Source organism: Microvirga sp. P5_D2 (assembly GCF_054049475.1).
On sequence record NZ_JBFUMH010000045.1, the window covers coordinates 1 to 17205 of the forward strand.

Consider the following 17205-nt stretch of genomic DNA (forward strand, 5'->3'; position numbering starts at 1 on the left):
GAACCTCGACGACCTGTCGCCCTCCGAGCGCCGCCTCATGGAGCGGCATTGGGGCGTGCTGTTCCAGCAGGGGGCGCTGTTTTCGGAACCTCGACGACCTGTCGCCCTCCGAGCGCCGCCTCATGGAGCGGCATTGGGGCGTGCTGTTCCAGCAGGGGGCGCTGTTTTCGGCGCTCACCGTGAAGCAGAACGTGCAGGTTCCCATGCGCGAGCACCTCGACCTGTCGGAACGGCTGCTCGACGAGCTGGCCATGCTCAAGATCGAGATGGTGGGCCTCAACCCCGATGCGGCGGACAAGCTGCCCTCGGAGCTCTCCGGCGGCATGATCAAGCGCGCGGCGCTCGCCCGCGCCCTGGCGCTCGACCCGGATATCGTCTTCCTCGACGAGCCGACCTCGGGTCTCGATCCCATCGGCGCGGGGGAGTTCGATGAGCTCATTGCGACGTTGCAGAGGACTTTAGGCCTCACCGTATTCATGGTAACCCATGATTTGGACAGCCTTTACACGGTGTGCGACCGGATCGCGGCGCTGGGTGACGGCAAGATCCTGGCGGAAGGGCCAATCGAGGCGATGCTGGCATCGGATCACCCTTGGCTCCGCTCATATTTTCATGGAAAACGGGCGCGCGCGGCCATGGCCGGCGGCGCGTAGGGTTTGGTGATGGAAACGCGTGCGAACTACGCTCTGATCGGGCTCTTCACCTTGGCGGTGATCGCGGCCGCCTTCGGGTTCGTCTACTGGTTCTCCGGTGGCGATCGGGGACAGTCGCGCCAGAGCATCCGCGTGGTCTTCTCGGGCTCCGTCGCGGGCCTGTCGCAAGGGTCCAGCGTGTCCTTCAACGGCCTCAGGGTCGGCGAGGTGACCCAGATCAGCCTTCTGCCCGAGGATCCGCGCCGCGTGGTGGCGGTCGTCCAGGTCGATGCCAGCACCCCGATCCGCTCCGACACCCGCGCCCGCCTGGAATACCAGGGCCTTACGGGCGTTGCGAATATAGGCCTGTCCGGCGGCGAGCCCGGCGCGCCTCCGCTGGCGGCGGGGCCCGGCCAGCCCATGCCGACGATCTTCGCCGACCGTTCCGACTTCCAGGATCTCATCGAGACCGCCCGCAACATCGCCCGCCGGGCCGATGACGTGCTGGAGCGCGTGGGCCGGGTCGTCACGGACAACGAGGGCTCCATCAACCGCACCATCCAGAACGTGGAGCGCTTCTCCCAGGCGCTGGGCGAGAACGCCGAGGGTATCGACCGCTTCCTGGCCCAGATCGGCCAGGCCGCAGAGAAAGTGGGTCCGCTCGCCGAGAAGCTCGAGACGCTGGCGACCAATGTCGATCAGGTGGTGCGCGCGGTCGAGCCGCAGCGCGTGACCCGCATCGTCGAGAACGTGGACAGCTTTACCCAGGCGCTCGGTGAGAACCGGCAGGTGGTGAGCGAGGCCCTCAAGGATGCGGCAAGCCTCGTGGACCGCCTCAACGAGACCGCGCCCAGGCTCGATTCCGCCGTCACCGAGATCTCGAACCTCACCAAGGCGGTCGATCCGAACAAGGTGAGAAGCGCCGTCGATAACGTCCAGAACTTCACCGACACCCTGAACCGCCGCAGCCCGGACATCGACAAAGCGATCCAGGAAGCCCGCTCCATCACCGAGAAGCTCAACAAATCCGCCGACAAGATCGACAGTGTCCTGGCCGGCGCCGAGAAGTTCCTTGGCTCCGCCTCCGGGGAATCGGGCAAGGGCGCCTTCGACGAGATCCGCGCTGCCGCCGTCTCCGTTCGGGAACTGGCCGATGACCTCAATCAGCGGACCAGCGGAATCGAGGGCGTGCTCTCAGGGGTTGGCCGCTTCACGGAATCGGGGCTTCGCGAATACGAGGCGCTCGCCGTGGAAGGCCGCAAGACCTTGGGCGATATCAGCCGCGCGGTCCGCAGCATCGAACGTAATCCACAGCAGTTTATTTTCGGTGGCCAACCTAATCTCCCACAATACAATGGACGCCGTTAAGTAAGCGTCATGTGTAGGTCATCCGTGCCTCTTTCCTCGAACGATCTGTTACGGCCACTCCGACGCCTGGCGCCGGTGGTGGTTCTTGCCGTCCTCGCGGCGGCCTGCTCGTCGGGGCCGGCCCCAACGACCTTTGACCTCTCCGCGCCCACCGCGCGGATCAGGGGCGCCTCCGGCGTTCAGGTCCTGGTGAACGAGCCGGCTGCTATCCAGACCCTTGCCGCCCAGCAGATCTTGGTGAAGGACGCGAGCGGCACGATCTCCTTCCTCGGAGGAGGGCAGTGGGCCGACAACCTGCCCCGACTGATCCAGACGCGCCTCATCAACACCTTCGAGAACGCATCCCAGATCCGCGGCGTCTCGCGCCCCAGCAGCGGCGCGGTCGCGGATGTCCAGCTGATCTCCGAACTCCGCAGCTTCGAGATCGCCACGCCTTCCAACGAGGCGGTGGTCGAGATGTCCGTGAAGATCGTGAGCGACCAGACCGGCCGCATCGCCCGGGGCCGCATCTTCCAGGCCCGTGTTCCCGCCGCTGCCGTGGATGCTGCAAACGCGGCCCGCGCCCTCGACGAGGCCCTGTCCGTCGTGATGCTCGACATCGTGCGCTGGGTCAGCGCCGGCCCGCTGCCTCGCCGCGAGGAGCCGGGCGACGTGAGCAGCCAAGCATCGAGCAACGAACAGGCTCCGACCTGAGGGTTGCGGTTTTTCGCTGAAGTGATTGAAGGCTCCGAAGATTTCGGAGCCTTTTTGTTTGCGGCATTTTCAACAACGCCACGTCATGGCCGGGCTTGTCCCGGCCATCCACGTCTTTCCACTGCCCTTGCCCTCATCCTGAGGAAGTCGCGGAGCGACCGTCTCGAAGAACGAGGGCGTCTCCAGAGATCACTGACGATCCTTCGAGACGCAGCTTTGCTGCTCCTCAGGATGAGGTCCGTGGGGGTTGGAAACGAAGGCGTGGATCACCGGAACAAGTCCGGGGATGACGTCGGAGGGTGTCTCTACAGAAGCTGTCACCCTGGACGGTGGAGCCGAGCCGGGATCGTGCACAGGAAGAGCGCAGCACAACAAAAACGCGGCCCGGAGGCCGCGTTTTTCATGAACCGTATTGCAACCCGCTCTTAGTCGAAGCGGCCGCTCGCGTGGGCGAGCATGGTGTAGACCTTGCCGGTTTCCGATGTGAGGTAGGTCTTGGTCAGCGTCGAGTCGCGGTCGTCGCGGGAGACTTCGGCAAGGAGGCGCTCGAACTCGTCGACGTAGCGGTCGACGGTCTGGCGGAACTCCTCATCGCGGCGATACTTGCGACGGATCTCCTCGAAGGTCTGCTGACCTTGCGCCGTGTAGAGCTTGCGGCTGAACACGTTGCTCTCACCACGGCGATAGCGATCCCACAGTTCGACGGCGGCGTCGTGGTCGATCATCCGGGCGATGTCCACCGAGATCGAGTCGAGGGACTCGAGGCCGTTGGTGCGGGCGCGGGCAGGGCCGCGAACGGGCTCCTCATCCTCGCGCGAGGCGCGGTTCAGGAGGTCCGAGAGCCAGCCGCCGCGGGCAGCGCTTGCATCACGGGCCGCATTGGCCTCCTGGCGCAGGGCAGGGCGCTCGGCGGGAGCGGCCTGCTGGCGCACCGGAGCAGACGCGGGAGCGGCGGGTGCCGGTGCCGGAACCGGACGCGGCTCGGGCTGGCGGGCCACCACCGGCGCGGGTGCCGGAACGGGCATCGGGGCAGGGGAGGCGATGCGCTGCTCGACGGCAGCGGCGACCGCAGCCATGGTAGCGGCGACGGGCGCCTCGTTCACGGCGGCGCGGCGGGGCTGGACGGCGGGAGCCGCATCGACCACGCGGTTCGAACGCGAGACCAGAGACGAGAGCTCGTTGAGAGCCTTGATCTGGTCGGCGACGACGCGGCGCATGTTGGCCGTACTCTCCTGGGTTTCCTGCGGCAGCTCGACGACACCGCGACGCAGCTCGGCCCGGGTGGCTTCCAGCTCGCGCTGGATCTGGCCGGTCATGCCGCGCAGCTCGCCCATGGTGTCACGGAACTTCGAGGTTGCGCTGCCGAGGGCCTCCGCCATTTCGGCGGCGGCCTGCTCATAGGTGCCGCGCAGGGCGGCGGCCGTGCGCTCGCTCTCGATGCCCGTGGTGGTGCGGATGCGCTCGAACTGCTCGCCGATGGCGCTGGTGGTCGTTTCGGCAGCGCCCGCGAGGACGGAGCCGATCTGACGCGCCTTGGTCTCGGCGTTCTGGAGCGAGCCTTCCACGAGGGTGGTGAAGGCGCGGGTGACGGATTCGAGATCCTGCGAGCGCTCCTCGATGCGGCCGAGAAGATCGTTCAGGGCGCTCTGGCGGCTCGACAGGGCCTCGGTCATGCGGGCTTCGACGCGCTCCAGGGCGGTAGCCGCCTGGGTGAGCGTGTTCATCTGCTCGTAGGTGGTCTCAGTGAGGGCGCGGCCGCGCTCTTCGAGGCCTTGAGCGAGGTCCATGGCCTGCTGGATCGCACCGGAGGAGACGCTGCGCAGGGCATTGACCTGATCGGCAACCTGATCCGAGGCGCGGCTGGTTTGAGAGGCGATCTCCGAGAGGAGGGTCTCGATATGCTGCACGCGCCCGCCCAAGCCGTCCTCGACGGCGCTGAGGTTGTTGCCGGCGGAAGCGGCAACCTGCTGGAGCATGCGGCCGGCATCCTCCAGGCGGCCGAGCACGTCGGAGAGTTCGCCGCGCAGGCGCTCGTTGGTGCCGAGCAGGGTTTCGACCGTGCGCTCCGTGCCGGAGTCGATGGCAACGCGCATGGCTTCGGTGGACTGCATGTAGGACGAGGTCAGCTCCATCGTGCGCTCCTGGAGCGACGACAGCATGCTGCCGCTGCGATCCTCGAGGGCGCGGAGCGTGCTCTCGGTGATGGAAGCGACCTCGCGGCCGATCTCGTCGCCACGGCCGTTGAGCGCCTCGATGAGCGAGTTGCCCTGCGTGTCGAAGATCGAACGGATCTCGCCGATGCGGCTGTTGAGCGAGGAGACAACCGTCTGGCCGCGCTCGTCGATAGCTTCCGCGACACCGCCGAGACGGTTGACGACGCGCTCCTCGAAGAGGCCGACGCGCTGGTCGAGCGTCGCGGAAATCTCTTCCGCGCGACCGCCGAGCGTCCGGTTGAGTTCGGAGGCGCGGGAACCCAGCGTCTCGGCAATCTCGTCGGYGCGGTCGCCGAGAACCTGATGGATGCCTGCGATGCGGCTTTCCAGGGTCTCCGCAATCTCACCGGCGCGGGTGCCGAGGATCTGGTTGATGGCGGTTGCGCGCGTCTCCAGCGTCTCGCCGATCTGCTCGGCCTTGGAGGAGAGCGTGTCGGCGATGCTGCCGGTCTTGGCGGTGATCGCCTGGGTGATTTCGTCGACGCGGGCCTGAAGGGCATTGGCGACTTCGCGGCCGCCCTCGGCCATCACACGGGCCATCTCACCAGTACGCACGACGAGCGCCTCGTTGAGTGCCGTAGAGCGGGCGCTGAGAACGCTGTCCACGCGCTCGACGATGGTGTCGAAGTTGACCGTGATCTCAGTGGTGCGGCGGGAAGCATGCTCTTCGAGCGCGGTGAGCTGCGTCTCGATGGCGGAGGTCGCCTCGCGGGCACGGTCCGCGAAGGACTCGGCCATGGTGCGGCCCTGCACGGTGATCAGGCGATCCATCTCCTCGAAGCGGCCGCCGATGGTCTCGGTGAGGCTGCCCACATCGGTGGAGATGCGCTCGGCCAGCACGCCGCCACGGCTCATGACGCTCTCGAAGGCTTCGAGGCGCGAACCGAGGGTTTCTTCCATTTCGCGGGCGCGAGTGTCGACGGTGGTCGAGAGCGTATCCGCCGTGCGGTTGAGCACCTCGTTGACGCGCGCTCCCTGCGTGGCGATGGCAAGAACGATGCCCTTGCCCGTGTCGGCGAGGCGAACCTGCGCTTCGTCCACATGGCGGGTGATGCTCTCGGAGAATTCCTGGCCGCGAGTTTCGAAGGAGTTCTGGAACTCCTCGACCTTCGAGCCCATGAGGAAGGAGATGCGTTCGCCGGTCTGGGCGAGGGTCGTCTCCAGGGCCTGGCCCTGAACGGTGACGGACTCGGCCACGCGCTGGCTCGCCGTTTCGAGACGGACCGCGAGATCCTCGACACGGTTGCCGACGGCTTCGTCCGCGAGGCGCACCGCGCTCTCCAGATGCTCGCGCACTTCACCGCCGCGAGCGGTGATCTCACGCGAGACTTCTTCCGCGGTCGTCGCCATGCTGAGGCGGAACTCGCCGCCGCGAGCGATGATCTCGTCGACCACTTCCGTGCCGGTGGTGGCCAGCTGCTCGCGCAGCGTCGTGCCGCGTGTTGCAAGCTGCTCGATCAGGGATGTCGCGGTCGTCGCGAATTCATCGCGCAGGGTGGTGCTGTTCGATGCGAGCTCCTGAACGATGGAGGTGCCCGTGGCGGAGAGCTGCTCGCGCACGAACGTGCCGCGCGTCAGGATTTCCTCGCTCACCGCGCTGCCTGCGGCGGCGATCTGGTCGCGCATCTCGGTGGTACGGGCGGAAATGTCGTCGGCGATGACGCCGCCAGTAGCCGCCAGCTTTTCGGTGATCTCGCTGCCGCGGTGAGAGAAGCTCTCTTCGAGGCTGCGCGCGGTCTGCTCGAAAGCCTCGCGCACGTCATTGCCCTGCTGGGCGAGCGCGTCGATCACGCCACGGCCGGTTTCGGCAAGCGTGCGGGTGACCTGGCTTGCGCCTTCCTGAAGATGACGGGTGAGAACGTCGCCGGTGCGTTCGAAGGCGCCGGTGATGTCCTGCGCCTTGCTTTCGAGCGCGGTGGTGATGGTGGTGCCAACATCGGCGATGCCGGTCTTGATCTCGTCGCTCGCGCCGGACAGGCGCTCCACGAGTTCGACGCCACGGCTCGCCATCTCGTCGACGACGCGCTCGCCGGCGCGACCGAGAGCCTGCGTGATCTGGTCGCCCTGGCTCTCGAGTGAGCCGGTGACCTTGTCGCCCGCGCCGCTCACGGCCGCCACGACGCGTTCGCTGGCGCTGTCGAGATCCTGAAGCAGGTTCTGGTGCACGCCGGTGATCGAGCCGCGAACGCGCTCGGCGTTCGAGACGATGGCCTCGCGCTGCGCGACGAGTTCGTCGATCAGCGAGYGGATGCGGATTTCGTTGTCGGAATAAGCGCGCTCGAGCGTCGAGATCTCGCTGCGGACGAGCGTCTCGAGTTCGCCGGCGCGGGCAAGCGCACGCTCGACGCCGTCGCCGACAGCGGCGACTTCACGGCGAACGGCCTGCGAGACCGAGAGAACCGCATCGGTCGAAAAGTTCTCGGGTTGGGCGAGGCGCATGGCGACTTCGCCGATGGCGCGAGCCACCATCTTCATTTCCTGCGAGCGGACGGTGAGCATCGCGGCGATGTAGAAGAGGAAGAGGGGAGCGATCAGTACAATCGCGCCGAGCGCCAGCTGTGAGGTGGAGAAGGTCGCGAGCAGCTGCTCGGGCGAGACGATGCCTTGTGAATAGACGAACGCGCCGACGCCACCGAGCCAGAGCAGGGATACGAGTGTGGCGAGAACGTAAGCGCGGCGGGAGGGGCGAACCTGAAGCGCTTGAAGCATCACGCCGACATTCTGGCGGTCGTCGTTGGCGACAGCCGCGCGGTCGGGAGCGACGAAGCCGGAGCGGGGCATGTCATCCACCCTGACCTCACGGTCTTCCATGCGGTCCGCCGTATCGTCGGGATCCGCGTTGAAAGGCCCCCTGGTGAAATCGTGGGCCTCGATGTCGGGCAGCCGGATGTCTTCGGAAGAAGCGGACCTGCTTTCCGTCTGACCCGGGGTTGGGATGTCAAGCGACTCGTCAAGGTTGAGCGCTTGCTCGACAGCCGAAAGGGCTGCCTCCGCCGGGTCTTTTATCTTCTTCTTCTCGATCGCCATGATCCGCCCTCGTGACGCAACTGATGATGATCGAAGCTGTGCCAAGCCGCCCGATCGGACGGAATGCATAGCCTCGACCAGCACGGAGGAACCGGAGTCGGTTCTTCCGTAAGGTAATCTACTATTTACCAAGCGAGTTTAGCGGCCGGTCATGATGAAGGAAACCCGATGTCCCCTGCCACTTGCGAACGTCGTTAACGGCTCAGTAACCTGCACTACCGGGTAAATTGAGGCGAAAAAACGGCGGGTTTCGCGCTCGTCTCTCGTCTTCCGGCGCGCTCTGTCGTAAATATGCGCCGTCACACAGAGGTCCGCAATGATCAAGATCACCTATATCGATGCCGAGGGAACCTCCCGCGAAGTGGAAGCGGAGGAGGGCGCGACCGTCATGGAGACGGCCGTGCGCAACGGCATTCCCGGCATCGAGGCGGAATGCGGCGGCGCCTGTTCTTGCGCCACGTGTCACGTCTATGTCGACGAGGAATGGGAATCTGCCACAGGCCAGCCGCAGCCCATGGAGGAGGACATGCTCGATTTCGCCTTCGACGTGCGCCCCAACTCGCGCCTATCCTGCCAGATCCGGGTGCGACCGGAACTCGACGGCCTCGTCGTTCGTACTCCCACCAGACAAGGTTGATTGCTGCCCGGAGGCAATTCATGTTCAAGACGATCCTCGTTCCCGTCGATCTCGGTGAAACCGAAGCCGCCCAGCCCGCCATCGACAAGGCGGTGGAACTCGCCGCAGGCGGAGATGGCAGCATCCGCCTGATCTATGTGCGCTCGCTCGTGCCGGTTACCTACATGGAGTTCATGCCTCCGGTCTTCGACGAAGAGCAGCAGGGCGAGGCCGAGAAGAAACTCGCCGAGATCGCCGCCAGCGTGAAGCTGCCGCCCGAGCGTGTCTCGGCGGTGGTGAGGCTCGGTTCGGTCTATAACGAGGTGCTGGACGAGGCCGAGAAGACCGGCGCGGATCTGGTCGTCATCGGCTCTCATCGCCCGACGATGGCGACATACCTGCTGGGGTCGAACGCCGCGACGATCGTGCGGCACGCCAAGTGCTCGGTGCTGGTGGTGCGGGATTAACCTATCCCACAGTGTCATCCCGGACGGTGTAAGCCGATCCGGGATCGTTGGCAGAATGAGGCGCTCGAACCTCCACGTCATCACCGGCCTTGTGCCGGTGATCCCGATGGCTTGAGGCATCGCGCTCTTCCAATCGGGATAGCCGGGACAAGCCCGGCCATGACGTAGTGGATATTCTTCAGCCAGCCTTCGGCATCAGCTCGTTCGGCAACTCGCCCGCACGAAACACGCGCGGCTTGTTGAGACGTATCATCGGCTCGATCTGCCAGACGCCCACGACGGCGAACAGCACGCCCAGCAGAGCGACGGCAGTCGAGCCCATCTGCGCGGCGCGCCAGATCAGCACCGCCATGGCGAGAAGCGAGGCGATGGCCACCGTGAAGGTGGTGGCCCAGAGCCACCAGGGCTTGCCGGCGATGAAGCGAGCCTGCGGATTGGCTTTCGCGATGGCCGCGCAAAGGCTCTCGGCGAAGGCGCGATATTCCATCGTCATCTCCTGGGCTTCGACCAGGCTCTTCCAGTTGAGCGAGGAGAAGTTGAAGGCCTTGCCGTCCTTCATGACGACCCGGGTGCGGAACGCCTTCTGACCCACACGCCCCGGCTCGTAGGTCATGCGCACGACCTCGACCGCGCCGAGCTGCACCTCATGGACCTTACGGCCGGTATCCACGATCAGCCTGTCGCCCTTGATGGTAAAGGTGATCGGGCTGCCGATGGGGCGGGGGCTGTGGGTGTAGGTCTGTATCATGGGCGTCTCATGGACTAAGTCCCGCCTCGGTGACAAGCCCGCGCTCTCTTTTTGGTCTACCGGACCAGCTCCCGCATCGCGTTGTCGATGCCTTCCAGGTTGAGCGGATACATCCGTTCGCCGAAGAGCTGGCGCATCAGGGCGATGGATTGCGTGTATTGCCAATGGGGCTTGGGCGTCGRGTTGAGCCAGACGGCCTTCGGGAAATGATCGAGGATGCGCCTGATCCAGTCATGGCCCGGTTCCTCGTTCCAATGCTCCACCGAGCCGCCGGGATGGGTGATCTCGTAGGGGCTCATGGAAGCATCGCCCACGAAGACCACCCGGTAATCGGACGGATAGGTGCGGATCACGTCGAGCGTCGGGATCCTTTCGTCGAAGCGGCGGCGGTTCTCCTTCCACAGGTTCTCGTAGACGCAGTTGTGGAAGTAGAAATGCTCGAAATGCTTGAACTCCAGCCGTGCCGCCGAGAACAGCTCCTCCGCCTTCTGGATGTGCCAGTCCATGGAGCCGCCCACATCGAGGAAGAGCAGCACCTTCACCGCGTTGCGGCGCTCGGGCCGCAGGCGCACATCGAGATAGCCTTTATGCGCGGTCTCGTGGATCGTGTTGTCGAGGTCGAGTTCTTCGGCTGAGCCGGATCTGGCGAAACGGCGCAGGCGACGCAGCGCAACGCGCATGTTGCGCACGCCGAGCTCGACGCTGTCGTCGAAATCCTTGAACTCGCGCTTGTCCCACACCTTCACGGCGCGGAAATTGCGGTTCTTGTCTTGGCCGATGCGGATACCTTCCGGGTTGTAGCCATAGGCGCCGTAGGGCGATGTGCCGGCGGTGCCGATCCACTTGTTGCCACCCTGGTGCCGGCCCTTCTGCTCCTCCAGGCGCTTCTTGAGGTTCTCCCAGAGCTTCTCCCAGCCCATAGCCTCAAGCTGCTGCTTCTCCTCGTCCGTAAGGTAGCGCTCAGCGAGCTTTTTCAGCCATTCCTCGGGGATCTCGCCCTGCTCCAGGGCTTGGCCCATGCGCTCGATGCCCTTGAAGGCATGGGCGAAGACTTGGTCGAACCGGTCGAAATGGCGCTCGTCCTTCACCATGCAGGTGCGGGACAGGTAGTAGAATTCTTCCACGCTCTTGTCGGCGAGATCCTGCTCCACCGCCTCCAGCAGGGAGAGATATTCCCGCAAGGACACGGGAACCTTGGCCGCCCGCAGCTCCGTGAAGAAGGTGAGGAACATCGCCTATTTGCCCACGGTGCGCCGGGCGCGGAACTCGGTTCGATCCGGCTTCTTGCTGGTCTGCTTCAGGATCGCGCGGAACTCGTCCCGCCGCTCGTGGATAGAGGCGATCACGAGGCCCATGGGCACGCCGATATCCGCCAGAACCGCCTCGCTGAGCTGAAGGGAGGCTTCGATGGTCTCCGGCACCGCATCGTCGACGCCGAGCTCGTAGAGCTGCGCCGCGTGCTTCGCGTCGCGGGCGCGGGACACGATGGTGAGGTCGGGCCTCTCTTGCCGGGCGGCTGCGACCACCGCCTCGATAGAGCTTGGCGTGTCGAGGGTGATGACGAGGGCACGGGCCTGCTCGATGCCGCAGGCGCGCAGGAAATGGGGATAGGAGCCATCTCCGAAATAAACCGGTTTTCCCGCCTTCCGCTCGTCCGCGACCCGGTCCGGGTCCATGTCGATGGCCAGATAAGGCACGCGATGGCGTTGAAGCATATCGCCGACCAGCTGCCCGACGCGCCCGTAGCCCGCAACGATGATGCGTCCAGCCTCTTCCGGAGGCGGCGGGACGGCTATGGTCGGATCGAGCGGCAACTTCCTCTCGAGGCGGCGGCTCAGGCGGCGGGCGAGGCGGGCGAAAACCGGGATCGCCGCCATGGTCAGGGTCGTAACGAGCAGCAGGTTCTGGCCGATATCCATCGGTACGAGGCCCGTGGTCATGGCAACGCCCAGGATGACGAGGCCGAACTCGCCGCCGGGCCCCAGCAGCAAGCCGGTCTCGGCCGCTTCCGAGGCGTTGAGGCCGAAGGGCCGTGCGAGCCAGAAAATGATCACGCTCTTGATGGCGATCAGGAAGGTGGCCACGGCGAGAATGGTGACCGGGGCTTCGAGAAACCGGACCACGTCCAGGCTCATGCCCACCGACACGAAGAACACCCCGAGCAGCAAACCCTTGAACGGTTGGATCGTAGTGTCGACCGCGCGGCGATACTCGGTCTCGGAGAGGAGAATACCCGCGAGGAAGGCCCCGAGCGCCATGGATAATCCGCTCACCGCCGCGATCAGGCTCGTGACCAGCACCACGAGAAGGCACGCCGCCATGAAGAGTTCGGGACTCTTGGTGGCCGAGACCATCTGGAAGAACGGCCGCAGGATGATGCGCCCGAGACCGACGATGACGGCAAGCGCTAGCGCCGCCTGGAAAAGGGCTGTCGCGAAGGACAGCATGGTCGCATCCGGCTGGCGCGTATCGAGGGCCGCCAGGGTGAACAGGATTGGCGCCACCGCCAGATCCTGGAAGAGCAGGGCGGAGAAGCTCGCGCGGCCCGGCGTGGTGTTGATGCGTTTCTGTTCCGCGAGAACCGGCAGGACGATGGCCGTCGAGGAGAGGGCAAGCGCGATGCCGATGACGGCTGCCGCCGTGACCGTGTCCACCACCTTTAAGGCGAACAGGCTGAGCGCCAGCGTGCAGAGCACGACTTGGAGCGTGCCGAACCCGAAGACTTGTCGCCGCAGGATACGCAGGCGCTGCCAGGAAAGCTCGATGCCGATGGTGAAGAGCAGAAACACTACGCCGAATTCGGCCAGGCGCGATGTGCCCTCCGGATTCGTGAAGGTGAGCCAGTCGATCCAGGGATGTTCGGGAACGAACCGCCCGAGCCCATAGGGCCCCAGCAACGCGCCTGCCGCGAGAAACCCCAGAACCGGGCTGATTTTCAGCTTATGAAAGAGCGGGACGACGACGCCTGCCGTTGCCAGAAAAAGGATCGGCTCCTGATACGCGTGCAGGTCTATCGAGGGGGACATATTTTCCTTCCAGTCAGACGTATTGTGGGTCTAGCCGGAAGCACAGCGCAAGCGCAAATCGCGGCCTCAGGGAACATGACGGGCGCGACATGAATGCAGATGGAGCATGGGTGGGACGATGAGGGGTGTTATCCCGGACGCCGAAGGCGATCCGGGATGACCACCTAGCTTCACCCCAACGTCGCCAATGCCTGCGACAGATCGGCCACCAGATCGTCCGGGTGCTCGATGCCGATGGAGACGCGAATTGTGGCGTCGGAGACGCCGAGGCGATCTCGGGTGGCTTTGGGGACGCCGGAATGGGTGGTGGAGGCCGGGTGCGAGATGAGGGACTCGGTTCCGCCTAAGCTCACCGCGAGCTTGAAGACCTGGAGCGCGTTGAGAACCTTGAAGGCCTCCGCCTCGCCGCCCTTCACGTCGAAGGAGAAGGTGGAGCCCGGTGCGTCGCACTGGGATTCATAGACCTTCCGAGCGTTCGAGCCCTCCGGCAGGTAGGCGAGGTGGTGCACCTTCGTGACGCTGGGGTGGTCGTGCAGGAACTTCGCTACGATCTCCCCATTGCGGTTCGCCGCCTGCATACGAAGCGCCAGGGTTTCAAGCGAGCGGCCGAGCATCCAGCAGGAATGCGGGTCGAGTTGCGTGCCGATGGCCGAGCGCAGAAGGCGGATCGTCTTGATCATCTCCTTGGAGCCGAGCGCCGCACCGGCGATCAGGTCCGAGTGCCCGCCCACATACTTGGTCAGCGAATAGACCGAGATGTCCGCGCCGTCCTGCAGGGGCTTCTGGAAGACCGGGCCGAGCATGGTGTTGTCGCAGACGATGACCGGACGATGGCCCTGGGCTGCTCCGATCTCGTCGGCGAGGGTCTTCATGAAGGCCACGTCCACGAGGGTGTTGAGCGGGTTCGAGGGCGTCTCGATCATGATCACCGACACGCGGCCCTTCGCTTGCGCTTCCTTGGCCGCCGCGCGCATGCCCGCCTCGTCGACGCCATCGCCGAAGCCGACAGCCCCGATGCCGAGATTGGCGAGCGTCTTGGCGATCAGGGTCTCGGTGCCGCCATAGAGTGGCTGCGAATGGAGGATCACGTCGCCGGGCTTGGCGAAGGCGAGGATCGTGGTGGAGATCGCCGCCATGCCGGAGGAGAACAGGAGGCCAGCCTCCGCCTCCTCGTAAATCGCAAGCCGATCCTCGACGATTTCGGAATTCGGATGATTGAAACGCGAATAGACGAGACCCGCCGCCTCACCCTTCGGGGGCTCCCGGCGTCCGGCCACGTAATCGAAGAATTCCTTGCCGTGCTCCGCGCTGTTGAACACGAAAGTCGAGGTCAGGAAGACCGGCGGCTTCACCGCGCCCTCGGAAAGGGTCGGGTCGTAGCCGTAGCCCAGCATGAGGGTTTCGGGCTTCAGCTTGTGATTCCCGATGCGGTCTTTGTGATAACGGTTATGAGCCATAGGTTTTTGTCCTCCCGAATGTTTTTATAAGGCTCTGTTCGAACCTATCCGGGCATGGAAGGCAAGGCCTCCGTCTCATCCCCTTCGGCGGTTCTGCTTCCCGACAATGGCTTGTCCTGTCCTGGAGTGGGCTCCGGAGTCGGCAGGAAGATGACGGGCCATTGTCTATCGGACGGGGTGCTCAGCTTGGAATCTACGGTCACCAGATTCCACAAGCTCTGATCGCGGGGCGTGACCCAGGTGATGCTGCTGTAGGGCGTCTCAAGCAAGGGAATCGCGACCCGCAAATCGATGTCCATCGCCTGGAAGTGTCTGAGATGGGCAGCTACCAGAATCTGAAGGCTCGCTACAGTCCCTTCGTTCATGAGCCTGGGCTTGGTTTTCTTCGGGGCCTTCCCATCCTGGGAGGCCGCATCGACAGGGATCCATCGGTGAACGCCGAGCCTCGATCCCTTCGGCATGCTTCGGGTTATACCTCCAGCATAGGTCATGACACAGGCCGAGGCGCAGGTCGCCGGTTCGATCTCGACTGCGCCGTTGCGGATATGGGCATGCCCAACGATTGTATTGGCCTTCAGCCGGCGCATGACCCTGCCGAGTGCCAGGGCGCTATTGAGAGTGCCGCCATTGGAGTCGAATACGAAATAGAGGYGCTTCTTGAAGCGTTCGTGCAAGATGAAGTCGTAATAGGCGTCCATCGTCTTCTCTGTGAACTTGCCGCTTGCCTGAACGACGGTGCAATCCGCACAGATTTCTGCGATGTCCAGGCGCGTGAAGGTCATGCTGCCATCCTTCGGTGACTTGACCTTCTGGGCCTGGGCGACACTTGCGGCCAGGATCAGGAACAGGGCCATAAGAGGGGAGAGCAACAGCTTGGACATCGGGATCTTCTCGATTGAATTCAGCCCATGCTCCTCCAAATCCGGACAAAATGAAAGATAGTATCATTTTCAGGTGACGGCTTGTCTCAGGCGCTTCCATTCCGCATCTTCAGCCAAGACAATCAAAGGATGAGTGGATGCGCTTTGCCGGAACCGAGACTTATGTGGCGACCGAGGACCTGACGGTTGCCGTCAATGCGGCGATCACCCTGGAGCGGCCGCTCCTCGTGAAGGGCGAGCCCGGCACCGGCAAGTCCGTCCTGGCGGAGGAGATCGCGCGATCCCTCGGCGCGCCGCTGCTTACCTGGCACATCAAATCCACCACCAAGGCCCAGCAGGGCCTTTATGAATACGATGCGGTCTCGCGCCTGCGCGACAGCCAGCTCGGCGACAGCCGCGTGTCCGACATCCGCAACTACATCAAGCGTGGCAAACTGTGGGATGCGTTTGCCTCCGATGTGCGGCCCGTGTTGCTGATCGACGAGATCGACAAGGCGGATATCGAGTTTCCCAATGATCTGCTGCTCGAACTCGATCGCATGGAGTTCTTCGTCTACGAGACAGGCGAGACCGTGAAGGCCGCGCAGAGGCCCATCGTCATCATCACGTCGAACAACGAGAAGGAACTGCCGGATGCTTTTCTGCGCCGCTGCTTCTTCCATTACATCAAGTTCCCGGATGCGGAGACCATGGGCCGCATCGTCGAGGTGCATTACCCCGGCATCAAGCACCGGCTCGTGGAAGAGGCGCTGAAAATCTTCTTCGATGTGCGCGAGGTTCCGGGCCTGCGCAAAAAGCCTTCCACCTCCGAGCTGCTCGATTGGCTGAAACTTCTGCTCGCGGAGGATATCGGCTCCGAGCAATTGCGTGAGCGCGACACCCGCAAGCTCATTCCGCCGCTCCATGGGGCGCTGTTGAAGAACGAGCAGGATGTGAGCCTGTTCGAGAAGCTTGCCTTCATTGCGAGAAGGGAAGGGCGCTGATGCTCCGTCTTCTCCTGCTCCGTCACGCCAAGGCCGCGTGGCCGCCGGGCATTCTGGATCTCGACCGTCCGCTCGCCCCACGCGGGCAGAACGCGGCGGTTCTGATGGGCAATTACATGAGGAGCGAATTCCTTATGCCCGATCTCGCCCTCGTCTCGCCGGCCCGGCGCACGCAGGAAACCTGGGAGATCGTGCATCCCTCCATCGGTGAGGTGCCGGCCCGCCATGATGGCCGCATTTATGAAGCGCCCGTGGCGCGGCTGCTCGCCGTGCTGCGGGAGGTGGAGCCCGAAGCGCGCACGGTTCTCATGATCGGCCACAATCCTGGCTTCGAGGATCTGGCGAGCCTCCTTATCGGCGAGGGCGACATGGAAGGAATCCTCCGGCTCGGCAGCAAGTATCCGACCGCGGGCCTTGCGGTCATCGATTTCGAGCACGAGAGCTGGGCTGAGGTGACGCGCAAGAGCGGACGTCTGGAGCGCTTCGTGACGCCGAAATCGCTCGACAACGGCGAGGACGATTAGGCGTCTGAGAAGTCGAGGTACAGTAATTCCTCGTCATAAAACGCATCGCCGACTTTAAGCGCCTTGCGCTCGATCCCGTAGGGCTTGAATCCGAGGGCATGATAGGTGCGCCGGGCGCTGTCATTGTTGAGGCCCACAGCCGCTTCGAGCATGATCACATGCCGGGAGGCCTGCTCGATCACGCTCTGAACCAGCTTCCGGCCCAAGCCGTGGCCGCGCTGATCCGGCTGCACATAGACGCCCCACATGAGGCCTTTGTGCGAGACCTTTATCCGGTCATAAACGGCAAATCCCGCCATGCCGACAAGTTGCCCGCCTGCGAAGGCTCCGAAGATCGCGTTCGGGCCGGAGGTGGGAATGCGCGAGCGGATCGTGTCGAGCGGCAGGTGCGCTTCTTCCTCGTAGCTCGAGCCGAAAGCCTCCGGACTCGTGGCAAGAGCCTTGAGCCTCAGTTCGCGGAAAGCTTCCGCATCCGAGGGCGACAGGCTGCGGATGATCGGTTCAGCGGTCATGAGATCCTGCCGAGAGATTGGGAGGGCTTTTGGTGCATCGGGGTATCGTCACGGTCAA

Annotated in this window: 14 protein-coding genes; 7 read left to right on the forward strand and 7 right to left on the reverse strand. The window is 64.3% G+C overall.

The genetic code is table 11. The features are described 5' to 3' along the window. The 3 genes from ACXJKO_RS13810 to ACXJKO_RS13820 all read left to right on the forward strand — a co-directional run. Positions 1 to 653, forward strand: a 653-nt coding sequence (locus ACXJKO_RS13810) for an ABC transporter ATP-binding protein (RefSeq protein ID WP_457091664.1), incomplete at its 5' end; no start/stop codon positions are given. A gap of 9 nt (positions 654 to 662) precedes the next feature. Next, positions 663 to 2000, forward strand: a complete 1338-nt coding sequence (locus ACXJKO_RS13815) for an MlaD family protein (RefSeq protein WP_457091665.1) — start codon at positions 663 to 665, stop codon at positions 1998 to 2000. A 78-nt stretch (positions 2001 to 2078) separates the two neighbouring features. Beyond that, a complete protein-coding gene (locus ACXJKO_RS13820) occupies positions 2079 to 2693 on the forward strand; it encodes an ABC-type transport auxiliary lipoprotein family protein (protein ID WP_457091666.1) in 615 nt (204 codons plus the stop codon). A 425-nt stretch (positions 2694 to 3118) separates the two neighbouring features. Here the strand turns inward: ACXJKO_RS13820 and ACXJKO_RS13825 are convergent, their stop codons facing one another. Continuing rightward, positions 3119 to 7933: an apolipoprotein A-IV repeat region-like domain-containing protein gene (locus ACXJKO_RS13825; RefSeq protein ID WP_457091667.1), complete on the reverse strand. Its 4815-nt coding sequence runs from the start codon at positions 7931 to 7933 to the stop codon at positions 3119 to 3121. 316 nt (positions 7934 to 8249) lie between these two features. Between ACXJKO_RS13825 and ACXJKO_RS13830 the strand changes: the two genes are divergently transcribed. Beyond that, positions 8250 to 8570, forward strand: coding sequence for a 2Fe-2S iron-sulfur cluster-binding protein (locus ACXJKO_RS13830; protein ID WP_457091668.1), 321 nt, complete (start codon positions 8250 to 8252; stop codon positions 8568 to 8570). Positions 8571 to 8590: 20 nt separating this feature from the next. Then, positions 8591 to 9016 (forward strand): universal stress protein, encoded by a 426-nt coding sequence (locus ACXJKO_RS13835; RefSeq protein ID WP_457091669.1) that lies wholly within the window; start codon positions 8591 to 8593, stop codon positions 9014 to 9016. A 178-nt stretch (positions 9017 to 9194) separates the two neighbouring features. Here ACXJKO_RS13835 and ACXJKO_RS13840 read toward each other — a convergent pair whose 3' ends face one another. The 5 genes from ACXJKO_RS13840 to ACXJKO_RS13860 form a co-directional block, all read right to left on the reverse strand. Next, a complete protein-coding gene (locus ACXJKO_RS13840) occupies positions 9195 to 9764 on the reverse strand; it encodes a hypothetical protein (protein WP_457091670.1) in 570 nt (189 codons plus the stop codon). Positions 9765 to 9820: 56 nt separating this feature from the next. Beyond that, positions 9821 to 10996 (reverse strand): vWA domain-containing protein, encoded by a 1176-nt coding sequence (locus ACXJKO_RS13845; protein ID WP_457091671.1) that lies wholly within the window; start codon positions 10994 to 10996, stop codon positions 9821 to 9823. A 3-nt stretch (positions 10997 to 10999) separates the two neighbouring features. After that, entirely contained in the window at positions 11000 to 12790 is a 1791-nt protein-coding gene (locus ACXJKO_RS13850; RefSeq protein ID WP_457091672.1) for a cation:proton antiporter domain-containing protein, read from the reverse strand. A 170-nt stretch (positions 12791 to 12960) separates the two neighbouring features. Continuing rightward, positions 12961 to 14247: a cystathionine gamma-synthase family protein gene (locus tag ACXJKO_RS13855; RefSeq protein ID WP_457091673.1), complete on the reverse strand. Its 1287-nt coding sequence runs from the start codon at positions 14245 to 14247 to the stop codon at positions 12961 to 12963. Between the two features lie 44 nt (positions 14248 to 14291). Beyond that, positions 14292 to 15128, reverse strand: a complete 837-nt coding sequence (locus tag ACXJKO_RS13860) for a hypothetical protein (RefSeq protein ID WP_457091674.1) — start codon at positions 15126 to 15128, stop codon at positions 14292 to 14294. A 137-nt stretch (positions 15129 to 15265) separates the two neighbouring features. Here ACXJKO_RS13860 and ACXJKO_RS13865 point away from each other — a divergent pair, with 137 nt between their 5' ends. Beyond that, positions 15266 to 16111: an AAA family ATPase gene (locus ACXJKO_RS13865; protein ID WP_457091675.1), complete on the forward strand. Its 846-nt coding sequence runs from the start codon at positions 15266 to 15268 to the stop codon at positions 16109 to 16111. Continuing rightward, a complete protein-coding gene (locus ACXJKO_RS13870; protein ID WP_457091676.1) occupies positions 16111 to 16635 on the forward strand; it encodes a SixA phosphatase family protein in 525 nt (174 codons plus the stop codon). Before ACXJKO_RS13865 ends, ACXJKO_RS13870 begins: the two co-directional genes overlap by 1 nt. Here the strand turns inward: ACXJKO_RS13870 and ACXJKO_RS13875 are convergent. Continuing rightward, entirely contained in the window at positions 16632 to 17147 is a 516-nt protein-coding gene (locus ACXJKO_RS13875; protein WP_457091677.1) for an N-acetyltransferase family protein, read from the reverse strand. The genes ACXJKO_RS13870 and ACXJKO_RS13875 overlap by 4 nt on opposite strands. Between the last annotated feature and the right edge of the window lie 58 nt (positions 17148 to 17205).